Annotated in this window: 19 protein-coding genes; 7 read left to right on the top strand and 12 right to left on the bottom strand. The window is 61.5% G+C overall.

Annotated elements, in window-relative coordinates:
• The first annotated feature begins 21 nt into the window (after positions 1-21).
• On the top strand, positions 22-675 hold the full coding sequence (gene yihA, locus NE852_RS02550) for a ribosome biogenesis GTP-binding protein YihA/YsxC (RefSeq protein ID WP_008524450.1): 654 nt from the start codon (positions 22-24) through the stop codon (positions 673-675).
• Positions 676-723: 48 nt separating this feature from the next.
• Here yihA and NE852_RS02545 read toward each other — a convergent pair whose 3' ends face one another.
• The 3 genes from NE852_RS02545 to NE852_RS02535 all read right to left on the bottom strand — a co-directional run bounded on the left by NE852_RS02545 (position 724) and on the right by NE852_RS02535 (position 2,648).
• Positions 724-1,281: a fasciclin domain-containing protein gene (locus NE852_RS02545; protein ID WP_258156173.1), complete on the bottom strand. Its 558-nt coding sequence runs from the start codon at positions 1,279-1,281 to the stop codon at positions 724-726.
• 111 nt (positions 1,282-1,392) lie between these two features.
• Entirely contained in the window at positions 1,393-2,112 is a 720-nt protein-coding gene (locus NE852_RS02540; RefSeq protein WP_258156172.1) for an anti-sigma factor domain-containing protein, read from the bottom strand.
• A complete protein-coding gene (locus tag NE852_RS02535; RefSeq protein ID WP_008524455.1) occupies positions 2,109-2,648 on the bottom strand; it encodes a sigma-70 family RNA polymerase sigma factor in 540 nt (179 codons plus the stop codon). Before NE852_RS02535 ends, NE852_RS02540 begins: the two co-directional genes overlap by 4 nt.
• Positions 2,649-2,791: 143 nt before the next feature.
• Here NE852_RS02535 and argB point away from each other — a divergent pair, with 143 nt between their 5' ends.
• The gene (argB, locus tag NE852_RS02530; RefSeq protein WP_258156171.1) at positions 2,792-3,679 is read left to right on the top strand and encodes an acetylglutamate kinase; all 888 of its coding nucleotides are present in this window, start codon (positions 2,792-2,794) and stop codon (positions 3,677-3,679) included.
• Positions 3,680-3,748: 69 nt separating this feature from the next.
• On the opposite strand, the gene NE852_RS02525 is transcribed toward argB, so the two are convergent.
• Complete coding sequence (locus NE852_RS02525; RefSeq protein ID WP_008524469.1) at positions 3,749-4,519, bottom strand: isocitrate lyase/phosphoenolpyruvate mutase family protein; 771 nt, start codon at positions 4,517-4,519, stop codon at positions 3,749-3,751.
• Entirely contained in the window at positions 4,516-5,589 is a 1,074-nt protein-coding gene (locus tag NE852_RS02520) for a bifunctional transcriptional activator/DNA repair enzyme AdaA (protein ID WP_008524471.1), read from the bottom strand. Before NE852_RS02520 ends, NE852_RS02525 begins: the two co-directional genes overlap by 4 nt.
• Positions 5,590-5,692: 103 nt before the next feature.
• On the opposite strand from NE852_RS02520, the gene NE852_RS02515 reads away from it, so the two are divergent.
• Positions 5,693-6,409 carry a pyrimidine 5'-nucleotidase gene (locus NE852_RS02515; RefSeq protein WP_008524473.1) on the top strand — a complete coding sequence of 239 codons (717 nt, stop codon included), beginning with the start codon at positions 5,693-5,695 and terminating at the stop codon, positions 6,407-6,409.
• Positions 6,410-6,520: 111 nt separating this feature from the next.
• On the top strand, positions 6,521-7,141 hold the full coding sequence (locus NE852_RS02510; protein ID WP_008524475.1) for an EF-hand domain-containing protein: 621 nt from the start codon (positions 6,521-6,523) through the stop codon (positions 7,139-7,141).
• A gap of 92 nt (positions 7,142-7,233) precedes the next feature.
• Here the strand turns inward: NE852_RS02510 and NE852_RS02505 are convergent, their stop codons facing one another.
• Positions 7,234-8,100 (bottom strand): LOG family protein, encoded by an 867-nt coding sequence (locus NE852_RS02505; RefSeq protein WP_008524478.1) that lies wholly within the window; start codon positions 8,098-8,100, stop codon positions 7,234-7,236.
• 193 nt (positions 8,101-8,293) lie between these two features.
• Between NE852_RS02505 and dapD the strand changes: the two genes are divergently transcribed.
• From dapD to NE852_RS02490, 3 genes are all read left to right on the top strand, one after another.
• Complete coding sequence (gene dapD, locus NE852_RS02500) at positions 8,294-9,154, top strand: 2,3,4,5-tetrahydropyridine-2,6-dicarboxylate N-succinyltransferase (protein ID WP_008524480.1); 861 nt, start codon at positions 8,294-8,296, stop codon at positions 9,152-9,154.
• Between the two features lie 102 nt (positions 9,155-9,256).
• On the top strand, positions 9,257-10,450 hold the full coding sequence (gene dapE, locus NE852_RS02495; RefSeq protein ID WP_008524482.1) for a succinyl-diaminopimelate desuccinylase: 1,194 nt from the start codon (positions 9,257-9,259) through the stop codon (positions 10,448-10,450).
• On the top strand, positions 10,437-11,033 hold the full coding sequence (locus NE852_RS02490) for a hypothetical protein (protein WP_008524484.1): 597 nt from the start codon (positions 10,437-10,439) through the stop codon (positions 11,031-11,033). Before dapE ends, NE852_RS02490 begins: the two co-directional genes overlap by 14 nt.
• Positions 11,034-11,039: 6 nt before the next feature.
• Here NE852_RS02490 and truA read toward each other — a convergent pair whose 3' ends face one another.
• The 6 genes from truA to NE852_RS02460 all read right to left on the bottom strand — a co-directional run bounded on the left by truA (position 11,040) and on the right by NE852_RS02460 (position 15,653).
• Positions 11,040-11,846, bottom strand: coding sequence for a tRNA pseudouridine(38-40) synthase TruA (truA, locus tag NE852_RS02485; protein WP_008524487.1), 807 nt, complete (start codon positions 11,844-11,846; stop codon positions 11,040-11,042).
• Positions 11,846-12,781, bottom strand: coding sequence for a methionyl-tRNA formyltransferase (fmt, locus tag NE852_RS02480; protein ID WP_008524489.1), 936 nt, complete (start codon positions 12,779-12,781; stop codon positions 11,846-11,848). Before fmt ends, truA begins: the two co-directional genes overlap by 1 nt.
• Before the next feature lie 20 nt (positions 12,782-12,801).
• Positions 12,802-13,221 carry a type II toxin-antitoxin system VapC family toxin gene (locus tag NE852_RS02475; RefSeq protein WP_008524491.1) on the bottom strand — a complete coding sequence of 140 codons (420 nt, stop codon included), beginning with the start codon at positions 13,219-13,221 and terminating at the stop codon, positions 12,802-12,804.
• Positions 13,218-13,478 carry a plasmid stabilization protein gene (locus tag NE852_RS02470; RefSeq protein WP_008524492.1) on the bottom strand — a complete coding sequence of 87 codons (261 nt, stop codon included), beginning with the start codon at positions 13,476-13,478 and terminating at the stop codon, positions 13,218-13,220. The genes NE852_RS02475 and NE852_RS02470 overlap by 4 nt, the downstream gene beginning before the upstream one ends.
• 64 nt (positions 13,479-13,542) lie before the next feature.
• Complete coding sequence (gene def / locus NE852_RS02465) at positions 13,543-14,058, bottom strand: peptide deformylase (protein ID WP_008524495.1); 516 nt, start codon at positions 14,056-14,058, stop codon at positions 13,543-13,545.
• A 98-nt stretch (positions 14,059-14,156) separates the two neighbouring features.
• A complete protein-coding gene (locus NE852_RS02460; RefSeq protein ID WP_008524497.1) occupies positions 14,157-15,653 on the bottom strand; it encodes a globin-coupled sensor protein in 1,497 nt (498 codons plus the stop codon).
• Positions 15,654-15,677 lie beyond the last annotated feature (24 nt).

Below are 15,677 nucleotides of genomic sequence, written 5' to 3'. Positions count from 1 at the left end.
CCCAGAGATTGCCGAGGCCGCATGCCCGATACCGAAAAGCCGCTCTTCGGCCACCCCTGGATCTTCATCCGCGGCGTCCCGTCGCTCAACTTCCTGCCGCCGGAAGGGCCTCTGGAAGTGGCCTTTGCCGGGCGCTCGAATGTCGGAAAATCGTCGCTGATCAATGCACTGGTCGGCCAGAAAGGCCTGGCGCGCACATCGAACACGCCGGGCCGCACACAAGAACTCAACTATTTCGTTCCGGATGGTTATTCGGGTGAAGGCAACGACCTGCCGCCGATGGCGATCGTCGACATGCCGGGCTACGGTTACGCGCAGGCGCCGAAGGAGCAGGTCGACAAATGGACCAAGCTCGTCTTCGATTATCTGCGCGGCCGCGCGACGCTCAAACGTGTCTATGTGCTGATCGATAGCCGCCACGGCATCAAGAAGAACGACGAGGACGTGCTGACCTTGCTCGACAAGGCCGCCGTCTCCTATCAGGTGGTGCTGACCAAGACCGACAAGATCAAGGCGCCCGCCGTGCCGAAGCTGCTTGCCGAGACGGCGGAAAAGATCCGCAAGCGCCCGGCCGCCTATCCCGCCGTGCTTTCCACCTCGTCGGAAAAGGGCGACGGGCTGAATGACTTGCGGCAGGCGATCGCCGAAACCGTCGGCATCGCCAACTGGAAATAGAAGGGGCGCCCCGAAGAGCGCCCCATCGTCCTTGCCGATACGCGTGGATTACATCTTCGGCAGCAGTACCGCATCGACGACGTGGATGACGCCGTTGGATTGCTTGACGTCGGCGATCGTTACATGGGCGACATCGCCGTTTTCATCGGTCAGCGTGATCTTGCCCATGCTTTCCCTGGCTTTCAGCACGCAGCCGCCGACGGTCTTGATGTCGTGCTCACCGCCGTCATCCTTGATCATTTTGGCAACGGTCTTGGCCATCGCGTCTGCCGCAACGACGTGGCAGGTCAGCACCTTGGTCAGCTTTGCCTTGTTTTCAGGTTTCAGCAGCGAGTCGACGGTGCCGTCCGGCAGGGCGGCGAAGGCTTCGTTGGTTGGCGCGAAGACGGTGAAGGGGCCTTTGCTCTCCAGCGTGCCGACGAGGCCGGCGGCCTTGACGGCTGCGACCAGTGTCGTGTGATCCTTGGAATTCATGGCGTTTTCGACGATGTTCTTCTTTTCGAACATCGCTGCGCCGCCGACCACCGGGTTCTTCGCATAAGCGGTGAAGGCGACGGCCGACATGGCAGTGGCGAGCGCGGCGATGCACAATGCAGACTTGATCATGATTTTCTCCTCTGGCCGGGCACCGTCCGCCGGCTTTATGCCTCAAGCGTCGTCCGGACATTTCGATCTACGGAGGGCCGTGCCGAAGAGTTTCAAAAAGGAGAAATTGTTTTACGGCCGGCGGACGGTGCCGCTTGCAACGATAGGGCCCGTCGCCTGCCCGGTCGGCGAGCCGCCGAAGGGTTCGAGGCTGACGGCAAGTATGGCGCCATCGCCGACTTGGCTGCGCAAATCGGCTGGAATGAGAAGTTCACCGCCCTCACCCGGCTGGAAGATACCGAGCGATTTCGGTACGCCGCTGCCTGGTACCAGCCAGAGTTCGAGTGACTTCTCCTCCGGCTTGCCGGCCGCGACCGGCACGATCTTCAGCCGGCCGCTCTGCACTTCGTAGGATGCACGAAGATTGATGACGTTGTTTTCACCCGAAAGCTCGGCCACCAGCGGTGTCGGCCCCTGCGGCTGCGGCACCACGCCGGAGGCGAAGATGACGGCGCTGACGGCGACGACGATGCAGGCGAAGGCCAGCGAGCGCCAGAAGACCGCGGAATTCCAGAGCCCATGCGAAAAGGACGCGCTTTTTTCGCCATCGCCGAAAAGCCGCGCCTCGATCTGCTTGAAGGTTTCCCGATTCGGGGCGACGCCTTCATATTCGTCGTTGAACGAGGAGAGGTTGGCTTCCCAGCGGCTGACGATCGCTGCGAACGTGCGATCGTGACGCATGCGCTCTTCCACCACCCGGCGATCCTGCTGTGAGAGGACCCCAAGCACATATTCACCGGCGAGAACCTCGTCGCGGGAGCGGTTTCCCTTGCTTTTGTCGGGCGATGTCATCGTTCCATGCACTCTCTCAGTTTCAAGAGGCTGCGCCTGAGCCAGGTCCGCATCGTGTTTAGCGGAACGCCAAACTGATCGGCCAGTTCCTGATAGCTCAGCCCTTCGACATAAGCCCGTTTCACCGCGACCGCACGATCAGCTTCCAACTCTTCCATGCAGGTGTCAATCCGCCTTCCTTCATCCTTCGTGATGGTCTGCTTTTCCGGGTCGGGTGCGGAATCGGCAAGGTCGTAGGCGCTGTCCAGTTCGTCGGCGACGGGCTTGCGCGCCCGCAGCACGTCGATCGCACGATTGCGTGCAATCGCAGCGAGCCAGACCGGGGGCGAGCCCGAAGCGGTCGAGAAGCTCCGGGCGCGCTGCCAGATGCTGATATAGACTTCCTGCAGGGCTTCCTCGGCTTCTGCGCGATCCTTCAAGATACGCAGGCAGATCGACAAAAGTTTCGGCGCAGTCTGGTTGTAGAGGGCAACGAAAGCCGTGCGGTCGCCGAGCGCGACGCGGCCGATCAGGTCTGCGATCCCATCGCCTTGCATGCCGTTCCTCATATCGTGTTTCACCGCGCCGGACCGCGGAATCCACCGGCCCCGCGTCACATACGAAAAACTATTGCATGCTGGATTATTCCCTCTGTCAGAAACTTGGGATAAAAGGCCGCGATCAATTCTGCGGGGTTCCCATGAACGAGTCCGAAAGCGAAATTCAGGCACGGCTTCTGGCCAAGGCGCTGCCTTTCATGCAGCGCTACGAGAACAAGACGATTGTCGTGAAATACGGCGGCCACGCCATGGGCAATCCCGAGCTCGGCAAGGCGTTTGCCAGCGACATCGCGCTCCTGAAGCAATCGGGCGTCAACCCGATCGTCGTTCATGGCGGCGGCCCGCAGATCGGCGCCATGCTCAACAAGATGGGCATCGAATCGAAATTCGAGGGCGGGCTTCGCGTCACCGACCAGAAGACGGTCGAGATCGTCGAGATGGTGCTCGCCGGCTCGATCAACAAGGAGATCGTCGCGCTCATCAACCAGACCGGCGAATGGGCAATCGGCCTTTGCGGCAAGGACGGCAACATGGTCTTCGCCGAAAAAGCGCGCAAGACCGTGAAGGATCCGGATTCGAACATCGAGCGGGTGCTCGATCTCGGCTTCGTCGGCGAAGTGGTCGAAGTCGACCGCACGCTGCTCGATCTTCTCGCTCGCTCCGAGATGATCCCCGTCATCGCGCCGGTCGCACCCGGCCGTGACGGCGCGACCTACAATATCAATGCCGATACTTTCGCCGGTGCCATTGCCGGTGCGCTGAACGCCACTCGCCTGCTCTTCCTGACCGATGTTCCCGGCGTTCTCGACAAGAACGGCCAGCTCATCAAGGAGCTTTCCGTCGCCGAAGCGCGTGCCTTGATCGCCGACGGCACGATCTCGGGCGGCATGATCCCGAAGGTCGAAACCTGCATCGATGCGATCAAGGCCGGCGTGCAGGGTGTCGTCATCCTGAACGGCAAGACCGCCCATTCCGTCCTGCTCGAGATCTTCACCGAGCACGGCATCGGCACGCTGATCGTTCCCTGATCGAAGGCTGCGCCCTTTAACGATGCGAAGGGCGCATCTCCTTTTACGCGGCGGCCGAGATAATCGGCGTCAAAGCTGGCTATAGATCGCCGCCGCGTCCTGCTTCAGCTTTTCCATCATCGATCGGTAAGGCCCGGGACCGTAGCTGACGCGGCCGACGCCGAGCCTTGCCAGCGCTTTCAGATCTGGAGCGCCTGCCCGCATCATCACGTTGACCGGCAGCGACGATGCCGCGCAGATCTTTTCGATCAATGCGGGGTCGATCAAGCCCGGAACGAAGAAGCCGCTGCCGCCGGCCGCCGCATAGGCCCTGCCCCGCTCAATCGCTTCGTCTACCAGACCGGCATGTTTGGAAAGATCGCTCTCGGCAAGGAAGAGGTCGGTGCGGGCGTTGATGAAGAAGGGAATATCCTTTCCTTCCGCCATCTCGCGAATGGCGCGGATGCGCGCCGCCTGCCGTTCGACCGGATGGAGCCCGCTGCCGTCGACGACCCGATCCTCGAAATTGATGCCGATGGCGCCGACCTCCACCAGCCTGGCGACATTGGCGGCAGCACCGGCGGGCTCGGTCGAATAAGCGCCTTCAAAATCGACCGAAAGCGGCAGGTCGATGACATTGGTGATCGCCTTCACCGTTTCGACCAGCGCCGGCATCGGCAGTTTCTCGCCGTCCGCATAGCCTTGGGCTGCTGCGACCGACCAGCTTCCCGTTGCAAGCGCCTTGGCCCCGGCATCGGCAACGGCCTTCGCCGTGCCCGCATCCCAGATATTATAGAGGACGATCGGATCGCCCTTCCGGTGCAATGCGTGGAATGCTTTGGCCTTTTCAATCTGGTTCATGCCGTCTCCTCCATCTTCGTCTGCATAGCGATATTCTCTTCATGCCGTAGCAGCCATTGCTTGCGCCAGAGCCCGCCGCCATAGCCGGTCAACGAGCCATCCGCGCCAAGGATGCGATGGCAGGGCACGATAATGGCCAACTGATTGGCGCCGTTGGCGCGGCCGACGGCACGCACGACCTCCTGCCGCTCCATCTCCCTTGCAAGATCGCCATAGGCGCGCGTCTCACCGACAGGGATATCCAGGAGCTTCGCCCAGACACGCTTTTCGAAGGGTGTGCCGCCGAGCGCCAGAGGCGTTTTAAAGGAGGTCAGCCGGCCGGCGAAGTAATCCCGGATCTCCGCCTCGATCTGGTCGATGACAGGCGTGCGGCCGATCGCGACAGAAGAACGGACGCGCTTCTGCAGTGCTTCGAGCTCGGTCGGCAACGCCTTGCGATCATGGAATTCGAGGAGATGCAGATGCGTCTTGTCGGCAACGGCAATCATCGGCCCGAGCGGCGTGTCGAACCAGTCGGCAAAGAGCAGTTCGCGGTTTTGCGAGAGCGCCGGTGCCTTGCCGACGAGCCGCTGAAAGGCTGTGCGAAAACCACTCGGAGACTCGTAGCCGGCTTCCATTTGCGCATCAATGACACGTGCCCCGTCGGCGAGCTGCCGAGCCGCCTCCCCGAGACGGCGGTAGCGGACGATATCATGGAAGGTCATACCGAGCGCCCGTTTGAAGGCACGCCGCACGGTCGAGGGATCGTAGCCGCGACGTACCAGTTCATCTTCGGTCCAGCGCACCTCCGCCTCGCGGTCGAGCTTTGCCACGAGCTCGTCGACGATCGGCTCGCGGCCCGGCTGCTCGAGTGGTCTGCAGCGCTGACACGGCCGAAAGCCCGAATGCATGCAGGCGGCGATCGTATCAAAGAAGACGGTGTTTTCCCGCTTCGGCTTGCGCGCCGGGCAGGTCAGGCGGCAGAAGATGCCTGTCGTCTTCACGCAGACATAGGCCTGGCCTTCATAATCGGCGCTGCGCGCGATCAGGGCGTCATAAAGCGTATCATCGTCGGGGCGTTCGAAGAGCATGTCCACTTTCTAGCATCCCGCGCATGCCGCGTCCGCCGAAAATCGGGCGTCTATTTTTTCTTGTCGATTTCCTTGCTGCAGCAGCCGTGCCATAAGGGCGGCCATGACAAAGATCGACCGTACGCCTGAAAGAGCCGATTTCGAACACGTCACCGATTGGGTGTTCGACCTCGACAACACGCTTTATCCTCATCACGTCAATCTCTTCGCGCAGATCGACCAGAACATGACCGCTTATGTCGCGGCGCTCTTACAGATGGAGCGGGAGGAAGCACGCAAGCTGCAGAAAAAGTATTATCTCGACCATGGCACGACGCTGCAGGGCTTGATGATCCATCACGGCATCGATCCGAACGACTTTCTCGAAAAGGCGCATGCGATCGATTATTCGGCGCTGACGCCGCAGCCGGAACTCGGCGATGCGATCAAGGCGCTGCCGGGGCGCAAGTTCATCTTCACCAACGGCAGCGTCAAACATGCCGAAATGACGGCCGGCGCGCTCGGCATTCTCGAGCACTTCGACGACATCTTCGATATCGTCGCCGCCGATTACGTGCCGAAACCGGCGCAGGCGACCTACGACAAATTCACCGCGCTGAAGCGCGTCGAAACGAGCAAGGCGGCGATGTTCGAGGATCTGCCGCGCAACCTGACTGTACCGAAAGCGCTCGGCATGCAGACCGTGCTGCTGGTGCCGCGCAATCTGGAAGAAACGGTTGTCGAATGGTGGGAAAAAACCAGCGGTGAGGAAGATCACATCGATTTCGTCACCGACGACCTCGTTGCTTTTCTCGGCAAGGTGACCGGATCCGGCAGCTGACGGGGCGTCACGTTACGAAAGTTTCACCCAGCTTACCGATGTTTAACTGGGTCTTCCTGCCGCGTTGCCATACCTTTTTCGTGAGGGGACACCTTACGAAAGGGATACACGATGTACCGCAACAAGCTGATACTGGCAGCACTTTCCTCCGTCCTCGTTTTCGGCGCAGCCGCCGGGGCAAGCTTTGCCGCCCCCGGAGATGGGCCGCGCCAGCATGCCGGCATGGGCCGGCCGGGCCGCGACGCCTTCTTTGAGATCACCTATGTCCGCATGCTCAAGCAGTTTGACACCAATAAGGACGGGAAGATCTCCAAGGAAGAGGCCACCGAAGGCGTCGACAAGATCTTCGCCGCGATCGACACCAACAATGACGGCTCGCTGACGCCAGGCGAAATCCGTCAGTACCGGCAGGCTGAGATGAAGGCGATAAAAGATCAGCGGAAGCAGAATGCCGGCGAAAACAGCGATGGGAATGCCGCGCCCGAGACATCGGACAATGGCGACCAGGGACCGCCGCCACGCGATGACCACGACGGCGGCCACCGCTGGATGCACCACGGCAGCAACATCATGCATGCTTCGATCATGATGGAGCGGATCGACACCGACGAGAATGGCCAGATTTCCAAGCAGGAAGCCGAAGCCGCCATCGACAAGCTGTTTGTGCGGATGGACCGCAACAAGGACGGCGTCATCTCAATCGACGACATGCCGGACCGACCACTCCTGTAAGGCTACGCGAACCATTGCCTCCACTCTTTCCCTGCCCGCGCGGGGAAAGAGATTTCTTATGCCTCATGCAATTGAAACGCCGCGCTTGAGCCTTATTCGCGGCGCTCGTAAAAATCCTGCACGATCTTCCACGCAGCTTCGGCCGTCTCGACGAAGCTGATTAGCTTGACGTCGTCGGGCGCAATCGTGCCGAATTCGGCCAATGCCTCGAAATTGATGATGCTTCGCCAGAACGCTTCCCCGAAGAGGATCAGCGGCAGTCGCTCCATGCGGCCGGTCTGGATCAGCGTCAGGCATTCGAAGAATTCATCGAGCGTTCCGAAGCCGCCGGGAAAGACCGCGATTGCCTTGGCCCGCACCATGAAATGCATCTTGCGGATGGCGAAATAGTGAAAGTTGAAGCTGAGTTCCGGCGTCACATAAACGTTCGGTGCCTGCTCGTGCGGCAGCACGATGTTGAGGCCGATCGAAGGCGCGCCCTCGTCGGCCGCACCGCGATTGCCCGCCTCCATCACACCGGGGCCTCCGCCAGTGACGATGACGTATTCGTGGAAATCGAAAGTGGCCGAATATTTCGAGCAGAGCCGGGCGAATTTGCGCGCCTCGTCGTAGTAGACGGACGCAGCCTCCAGATTGGCGCGTTGAATATCGTTGCGCGCCGCCCAGGCGCTCTGGCCGGGGGCGGGAATGCGGGCGCCGCCGAACATGACGACGGTCGACCTGATGCCGCGTTCGGTCAGCATCATTTCCGTCTTCATCAGCTCCAGCTGCAAGCGGATCGGCCGCAGTTCCTCGCGGCAGAGGAAATCCTCGTCGACATAGGCAAGACGGTAGGCGGGCGACAGCGTCTGCGGCGTCTTCGGCACCGCTTCGGCGCGCTGCCTGTCGGTCGAGCTGCTCTTCAGCGGATCCCAGACACCATCCTTGCGCCGCGAACCGCCGTTTCGTCCCTTCGCCATATCGAAATGCCTTTCAGTATTGCCGGCCGTGAAACCGGATATGTCGCTACAACGCCTTGAATCCAGATATGATCTTGTCCGAAAATTCATTCCGTTCTACGGGTGCATGCTGTAGAGCAGGACACACCGCCGCCGATCGTAATTCTGAGACTCCGCCGTCTCGACGATAAAGATCGAAGTTTAAGGAATTCTCATGAGCGCCATCGACCTCGCATCCCTCGAAAAGACCATCGAAGCCGCCTTCGACAATCGCGACAATGTGAACACGTCGACGAAGGGCGAGGTTCGCGATGCGGTCGAAGCAGCGCTCGATCTGCTCGATGCCGGCAAGGCCCGCGTGGCCGAACGGGGCACCGACGGCGCCTGGACGGTCAACCAGTGGCTGAAGAAGGCCGTGCTGTTGTCCTTCCGCCTCAACGACATGGACGTGGTCAAGGGTGGTTCGGGCAATTCGACCTGGTGGGACAAGGTGCCCTCTAAATTCGAGGGCTGGGGCGAGAACCATTTCCGCGCCGCCGGCTTCCGCGCCGTGCCGAACTGCGTCGTGCGTCGCTCGGCCTATATCGCGCCGAACGCAATCCTGATGCCGTCCTTCGTCAATCTCGGCGCCTATGTCGGCGAAGGCACGATGGTCGATACCTGGGCGACCGTCGGCTCCTGCGCGCAAATCGGCAAACATGTGCATCTCTCCGGCGGCGTCGGCATCGGCGGCGTGCTAGAGCCGATGCAGGCCGGCCCGACAATCATCGAGGACAATTGCTTCATCGGCGCCCGTTCCGAAGTCGTCGAGGGCTGCATCATCCGCGAAGGCTCCGTGCTCGGCATGGGCGTCTTTATCGGCAAGTCGACCAAGATCGTCGACCGCGCCACCGGCGAGGTGATGTACGGCGAAGTGCCGCCCTATTCCGTCGTCGTCGCCGGCTCGATGCCGTCGGGCAATGCGACCATGGCGAACGGGCAGCCGGCGCCGCATCTCTATTGCGCCGTCATCGTCAAGCGCGTCGATGAAAAGACCCGCTCCAAAACGGGCATCAACGAGCTGCTCCGAGATTGATGACATCGGGACGTTGATCCGATAAACAGACGGCGTCTTTTTAGGCGAGGCGGGCTTCGCCTTGCCATGTCTTTGCCATTCCCGCCGGATAATTCGACCGCCATGACCGCTACCGATCCCGTCGTCAATCTGCAGGCGCTGATTCGCTGCCCCTCCGTGACACCAGCCGAAGGCGGAGCGCTCACGGCGCTGGAGGCGATGCTTGCGCCGCTCGGCTTCAAGATCGACAGGGTGAAGGCGAGCGAAGAGGGAACGCCCGACATCGAGAACCTCTATGCGCGCCTCGGCAGCGACGGCCCGCATCTGATGTTTGCCGGCCATACCGATGTCGTGCCGGTCGGCGACGAAGCCGCCTGGACGCATCCGCCCTTCGCCGCAGAGATTTCGAAGGGTGAACTCTTCGGCCGGGGCGCCGTCGACATGAAGGGCGGCATCGCCTGTTTCGCTGCCGCCATTGCCCGCCATATCGAAAAGAACGGACCGCCCGCAGGCTCGATTTCCTTCCTCATTACCGGCGACGAAGAAGGTCCGGCGATCAACGGCACGATCAAGCTCCTGCAATGGGCGGCCGAACGCGGCGAGCGCTGGGACGCCTGCCTCGTCGGCGAGCCTACCAATCCGGACAGGCTCGGCGACATGATCAAGATCGGCCGGCGCGGCTCGTTGTCGGGCAAGATCACGGTTCATGGCGTGCAGGGCCATGCGGCCTATCCCCACCTTGCCGACAATCCGGTGCGCGGCATTCTGCAGCTGACGCAGGCGCTGATGGACCCGCCTTTCGACGGCGGCACCGACGATTTCCAGCCGTCGAACCTTGAGGTGACCACCGTCGATGTCGGCAATCCCGCGACAAACGTCATTCCGGCCAAGGCATCGGCAAGCTTCAACATCCGCTTCAACGATAGCTGGACGGCCGAGACGCTTCGCGCCGAAATCCTGCGACGTCTCGATGCCGCGGCCACTGACGGCCGGCTGCGGCCGGGGCGGGAGCCGGTGAGGTACGACATCGTCTGGGCCGACCGGCCAAGCCATGTCTTCCTCACGCGCAACAACGGCCTGATCGCCTCGCTATCATCGGCAGTCGAAAGCGTGACTGGCCAGTCGCCGGCTCTTTCCACCACCGGCGGCACGTCGGATGCGCGCTTCATCAAGGATTATTGCCCGGTCGTCGAATTCGGCCTCGTCGGCCAGACGATGCACATGGTCGACGAGCGCGTCGCAGTATCCGACCTGGAAACGCTGACGGCGATCTACGAAACCTTCATCGCGCGCTGGTTCGCCAATGCCGGGTCTTAGGGAAGTTCAATATTATCTGGCCGGCCTCTGGCTGCTGATCCGGCTGGATCCGCGCGGTTTCCGCTTCCTCGACATGTCGGACCGCGGTGTCAACCGCTCGTTCTGGGCGATGGTCTGGTGCCTGCCACCGATGGGTATTTCCTGGCTCTGGTGGCGGCAGGCCTTTCTGCGATCGATGCCGCCGGAAGCCGATGTCGACTTCGCCTTCTATATCAGGCTCGGCCTCGTCGAAGTCGCCAACTGGTTCGTGCCACTGGTCTTTGCCGGGCTACTGCTGCTTGCCTTCCGCATGGGCGAGCGCTTCGCGCCCGTCGTCGTGAGCGTCAATTGGCTCGGCGTGCCGCTCTCTTATATCAACGGACTGCTGCTGGCGCTGGTGTTCTTTCTGCCCGGAGCCGTCGGCCTCGTCTCGATACTGCTCCTCGTCTTCATGCTGGCGCAGGTCTTCGTGCTTGCGCGCATTCTCCGGATGATCTGCCACGGCCATGCCCTGATGGTCGGCGCTCTGACGCTGGCGCTGCTCGTGCCATCGATGATCCTCTCGGAATATCTGCAGCACTTCCTCGGCATCTATCCCCTCTGATCGAGCTTACGACAGATCGTCACTCTCATCGGCATCGCCGGCCGGCCTGCGGCGGTCGATGATCACTTCGGGATAATCCACCTGCATGAAATAGAGCCCTTCCGGCGGTGCCACCGGGCCGCAGGCCTTGCGGTCCTGCGCTTCGAGCGCCGCCTGCACATCTTCCGGCGTCCATTTGCCCTCACCGGCGAGTTTCAGCGTTCCGGCGAAAGAACGGATCTGATTGTGGAGGAAGCTCTGCGCCGTGGCGCGGATTTCGATCAACTCGCCGTTGCGGGTCACATCCAGCCGGTCGAGCGTGCGCACAGGGCTGTTCGCCTGGCAATGGGCGGAGCGGAAGGTGGAGAAATCGTGCCGGCCGACCAATTTCTGGGCTGCTGCATGCATGACCTCGTGGTCGAGCGCCTTCGGCACCCACCAGGCCTTGCCAGCCTCGAGCGCCAACGGCGCCCGGCGGCTGACGATACGGTAAAGGTAGTGACGTCTCAGCGCCGAGAAGCGGGCATCGAAGAATTCGGGAACCAACTCGACGTCGAGAATGGAGACGCGCTCGCCGGCAAGCCTCAGATGCGCGTTCAACGCATTCTGCAACTTGTAGGGCGACCAATCCTTCGAAAGATCGGCATGGATCACCTGCCCCATGGCGTGGACGCCGGAATCGGTGCGTCCGGCACCGCGGATCGATACCGTCTCGCCGGTCAGCGAAAGCACCGCTGCTTCGAGCGCTCCCTGCACGGAGTGGCCGTTCTCCTGGCGCTGCCAGCCGACATAAGGGCCGCCGTCATATTCGACGGTCATGCAGAACCGTGGCATCAGGAAAGCCTCTTGCCCGCGGCTAGCGGCGTGCCCCTGAGGAAATCATCCGCGGCCAGCGGCTTGCCGCCCGCCTTCTGCAGCCTGGTCAGCCGCACCGCGCCCGAACCGCAGGCGACGACGAGATCATCCGTCAGCAGTTCTCCGGCAGCGCCCTGCCCTTGCGCCAGCTCGGAGCCCAGCACCTTCACCCGCTCCGGTTTGCTGCCGATCTCAAGCTCGAACCAGGCGCCCGGAAACGGTGCCAGGCCACGGATATGATTATGCACATTCCTGGCATCTCGGGCGAAATCGATGCGCGTCTCAGCCTTGTCGATCTTGGCGGCATAGAGCACGCCCTCTTCCGACTGCGGGGTCAGCGGCAGGTCATTCATCTCCAGCTTTACCATCGCCTCCGCCATCGCCTTGGCGCCGGTCAGCATCAGCCGGTCGTGCAGCTCGCCCGCCGTCATGTTCGGCTCAATCTCGATCTCACGGGTCAGCGCGACCGCGCCGGTATCGAGCCCCTTGTCCATCTTCATCACCATCATGCCGGTCTTTTCGTCACCGGCCATGATCGCCCGCTGAATGGGTGCCGCCCCGCGCCAGCGCGGCAGCAGCGAGGCGTGGCCGTTGTAGCATCCATCCCTGGTGCCGTTCAAAATCGCCTCCGGCAGCAGCAATCCATAGGCAACAACGACGCCGACATCTGCATTGAAGGCGGCAAAACGCTCACGCTCCTCGGGGTCTTTGAAATTGACAGGCGTGAAGACGGGAAGACCGAGCAGTTCGGCCGCCTGATGCACGTGCGATTTCTGCAGATCGAGCCCGCGCCGCCCACCCGGCCTCGGAGGCTGCGTGTAAACCGCAACGATGCTGTGCCCAGCCTCAACGAGCAGGCGCAGGGTCGGGACCGAGAATTCCGGCGTTCCCATGAAAATGATGCGAAGAGACATTCTATCTCGCCAATTGAGGATCAACCGTCTTCAAACGGGTTTACGAGCTTGAGATCAAGCCCCTCGAAATCTCTGGTGTTGCAGGTGGCGAGCGTCGCGCCGTTTGAAAGGCAGATGGCGGCGATCATGGCATCCTTCGTTTCCACCGGCCGTCCTGCCTTTCTGCGCGCTGCAGCCAGCAGGCCGTAGCGATTGGCTGCGCTGAGCGAAAAACCGAGGATGCGACCGGCAAATTCGGACTCGATCCGGTTGAAGTCGGAAATCAATGCCGTCTTTCGCCTGCCGTCATCAAGGAGTTCAAGCCCATAACGCATTTCCCCGACGGAGATCGTCGTCAGGAACAGCGTCTCGACGTCGTAAGCGTCCAGCCAGTTCAATACCCGTTCGCTGTGGGTTCTTCCCTGCAATTCGGATATTACGTTCGTATCAAGGACGATCATCTGTCGAAACGCGGCGGTTCGCGATCACTTTCGTGGCGAGACGCAGCGATAGCCTTCACTTCGTCATCGCTCAATCTTTCCTCTCCCATCAGCGATCGCAGACGCCGCCCTGCAGGCGCTCCCGAACGCTCAGCAGCGATCTGCCGACGGATGATTTCGATTGCTTCTTCCGAAAGGCTGCGGCCATTGCGTTGCGCGCTTTCCTGAAGCTGCCGCTTCATGGCGTCCGGAACATCCCGGATAAGCAGATCACCCATTCGGCACCTCCATCATGATATCGGCGATATCATAATGCTCTGACGACGCATTTTCAATGCGTCGTCAGAGCGCCTTGGACTTCGCCGCCTTGGTGAACTTCTTGATCACCATTTCCCGCTTCAGCCGCGAGATATGGTCGATGAACAGCACGCCGTTCAGATGGTCGATCTCGTGCTGCAGGCAAGTGGCGAGCAGGCCGTCGGCTTCCACCGTCTGTTCCTTGCCGTTTCGGTCGAGATATTTGACCGAGACGACAGCCGGGCGCTCGACTTCGGCATAATAATCCGGAATCGACAGGCAGCCTTCCTCATAGACGGAACGCTCGTCGGAGGATGTGACGATCTCCGGGTTGATGAAGACCTGCGGCTGCTTTTCTTCACCTTCGCGCGACACGTCGATAACGAGCATGCGGCGCGGCACGCCGATCTGGATTGCGGCAAGGCCGATACCAGGGGCGTCGTACATGGTTTCCAGCATGTCGTCGGCAAGGCGCTGCAGATCGACATCCACCCGCTCGATCGGCTTGGAGAGCTGGCGAAGAAGGGGATCGGGAAGAATGATGAGTGGCTTGATGGTCATGGCGTTCCCATAACCCATCTTTTCCGACTATGGAATTATCCGGCGGGCGGGGAATACGCTTTTTTCCCATACCCACCCGGAATTTCGCCATATTCGCGTCACGCCGCCCGGCGGGCGGAGATGACGGAATGGCTCTCCGGCCGGGCGCGGAAGCGCCGCAAGAGCTCGATCAGGCTCTCCACCTCGTCCTTGAGGCGGCGGGTTTCCGCCGACGTATGCTCGACCATGCCTGAATTCTGCTGGGTGATTTCGCCCATGCTGCGGATCGCTACGCTGACCTCGTTGACGCCGGTCGCCTGATCGCGGGCGGTGGCGGCGATATCGGCGACGAAACGGTTGATGATATCGATGCGGCCGATCATGTCGTTCAGCGCCTCGCCGGTGCTGGAGACGATGCCGACACCCTGGTTGACCTGGGTCGAACTCTGAGAGATGAGGTTCTTGATCTCCTTGGCTGCGTCGGCGGTGCGCTGGGCGAGCTGGCGGACCTCCTGGGCGACGACCGCAAAACCCTTGCCGGCGTCACCGGCACGGGCCGCTTCGACACCGGCATTCAATGCGAGCAAATTGGTCTGGAAGGCGATCTCGTCGATGACGCCGATGATCTTGGAGATCTCGGTCGAAGATTTTTCGATGCCGGCCATCGCCGAAACGGCGCTGGTGACGAGTTCACCCGAGTTCTTTGCCTTCTGCTGCGTCTCGCGCACGGCATCCGATGCCTTCTCGGCATTGGCGGCTGTCTGCCCGACGCTGACGGAAAGCTGCTGCAGGGCGGCCGAACTTTCCTCGACGCCCGCCGCCTGCTGGGCGGTGCGCAGCGCAAGGTCGTTGGTGGCGTTGGAAATGACGTCGGCGCCGCTCATGATATGGCCCGATGTGTCGCGCACGGATGCAAAAGACTTGCGAAGGGCGCTGACGGCGCGGTTATAATCCTCGGCCATCTGCCGGAAGTTGCCCGGCAGATCGATCGGGAGGGTGGCTTCCAGATCACCGTTCGACAGCGCTTCCAGACCGCGGCGCAGTTGCTCCAGCGCCATTTTCTGGTCGGCCTCGGCCTGGGCGCGCTCCTCCTCCAATGCACGCCGCTTGGCTTCAAGCGTTTCCAAGTAGACCGAGATGGAATAATCCATGTCGAGCATGCCGGCCTTGATGACGGCCGACAGCGTCTCGGCCAGCTGCTTGCCCTGCCGGCGCGCGAAGACCGAGGGCCACTGTTTCTCCATGATGCCCTTGACGAGTTCCGACATGAGGATGGCGTAACCGCCGATATACCAGCGCGGCTCCAGCCCGATGCGGGCATGTGTGCGACCGACGGCAGTCACGCCGGCAACGTAGCTCTCGTCGAATGCACCGCCGGCGAGATTGGCCCAATGATCCTGCTGGCGCTTCTTGGCGTGACCCATATGGGATTTATCGGCAAAAAGGCCGGCGACGGCGGAGGTCCTGGCGATCTTGGCGTAGAATTTGTCGAGCGCGCCGCCGATCAGCTCCGATATGACAGGGCGCAGATCTCGCATCGACTTGCGCGCCGCCTCATCCAGTTCGATGAAATCAAGGCGCTGCCCGAGGGCACTGTCGGTCTGCTGGGACGTCATGGGGATCTCTATGCTTGGCGCAAA

Origin of the sequence: Rhizobium sp. Pop5 (assembly GCF_024721175.1) — a bacterium.
GTDB lineage: Bacteria > Pseudomonadota > Alphaproteobacteria > Rhizobiales > Rhizobiaceae > Rhizobium.
This window is presented reverse-complemented; position numbering and strand designations above follow the sequence as displayed.

Coding starts and splice junctions, on each gene's coding strand:
- argB (WP_258156171.1), top strand. CDS start 2,792: ATGAACGAGTCCGAAAGCGAAATTCAGGCACGGCTTCTGGCCAAGGCG.
- dapE (WP_008524482.1), top strand. CDS start 9,257: ATGACCGCTACCGATCCCGTCGTCAATCTGCAGGCGCTGATTCGCTGC.
- truA (WP_008524487.1), bottom strand. CDS start 11,846: ATGCCACGGTTCTGCATGACCGTCGAATATGACGGCGGCCCTTATGTC.
- NE852_RS02520 (WP_008524471.1), bottom strand. CDS start 5,589: ATGCTCTTCGAACGCCCCGACGATGATACGCTTTATGACGCCCTGATC.
- def (WP_008524495.1), bottom strand. CDS start 14,058: ATGACCATCAAGCCACTCATCATTCTTCCCGATCCCCTTCTTCGCCAG.
- NE852_RS02545 (WP_258156173.1), bottom strand. CDS start 1,281: ATGATCAAGTCTGCATTGTGCATCGCCGCGCTCGCCACTGCCATGTCG.
- NE852_RS02460 (WP_008524497.1), bottom strand. CDS start 15,653: ATGACGTCCCAGCAGACCGACAGTGCCCTCGGGCAGCGCCTTGATTTC.
- NE852_RS02470 (WP_008524492.1), bottom strand. CDS start 13,478: ATGGGTGATCTGCTTATCCGGGATGTTCCGGACGCCATGAAGCGGCAG.
- NE852_RS02515 (WP_008524473.1), top strand. CDS start 5,693: ATGACAAAGATCGACCGTACGCCTGAAAGAGCCGATTTCGAACACGTC.
- NE852_RS02490 (WP_008524484.1), top strand. CDS start 10,437: ATGCCGGGTCTTAGGGAAGTTCAATATTATCTGGCCGGCCTCTGGCTG.
- NE852_RS02475 (WP_008524491.1), bottom strand. CDS start 13,221: ATGATCGTCCTTGATACGAACGTAATATCCGAATTGCAGGGAAGAACC.
- yihA (WP_008524450.1), top strand. CDS start 22: ATGCCCGATACCGAAAAGCCGCTCTTCGGCCACCCCTGGATCTTCATC.
- NE852_RS02540 (WP_258156172.1), bottom strand. CDS start 2,112: ATGACATCGCCCGACAAAAGCAAGGGAAACCGCTCCCGCGACGAGGTT.
- dapD (WP_008524480.1), top strand. CDS start 8,294: ATGAGCGCCATCGACCTCGCATCCCTCGAAAAGACCATCGAAGCCGCC.
- NE852_RS02510 (WP_008524475.1), top strand. CDS start 6,521: ATGTACCGCAACAAGCTGATACTGGCAGCACTTTCCTCCGTCCTCGTT.
- NE852_RS02505 (WP_008524478.1), bottom strand. CDS start 8,100: ATGGCGAAGGGACGAAACGGCGGTTCGCGGCGCAAGGATGGTGTCTGG.
- NE852_RS02535 (WP_008524455.1), bottom strand. CDS start 2,648: ATGCAAGGCGATGGGATCGCAGACCTGATCGGCCGCGTCGCGCTCGGC.
- fmt (WP_008524489.1), bottom strand. CDS start 12,781: ATGTCTCTTCGCATCATTTTCATGGGAACGCCGGAATTCTCGGTCCCG.
- NE852_RS02525 (WP_008524469.1), bottom strand. CDS start 4,519: ATGAACCAGATTGAAAAGGCCAAAGCATTCCACGCATTGCACCGGAAG.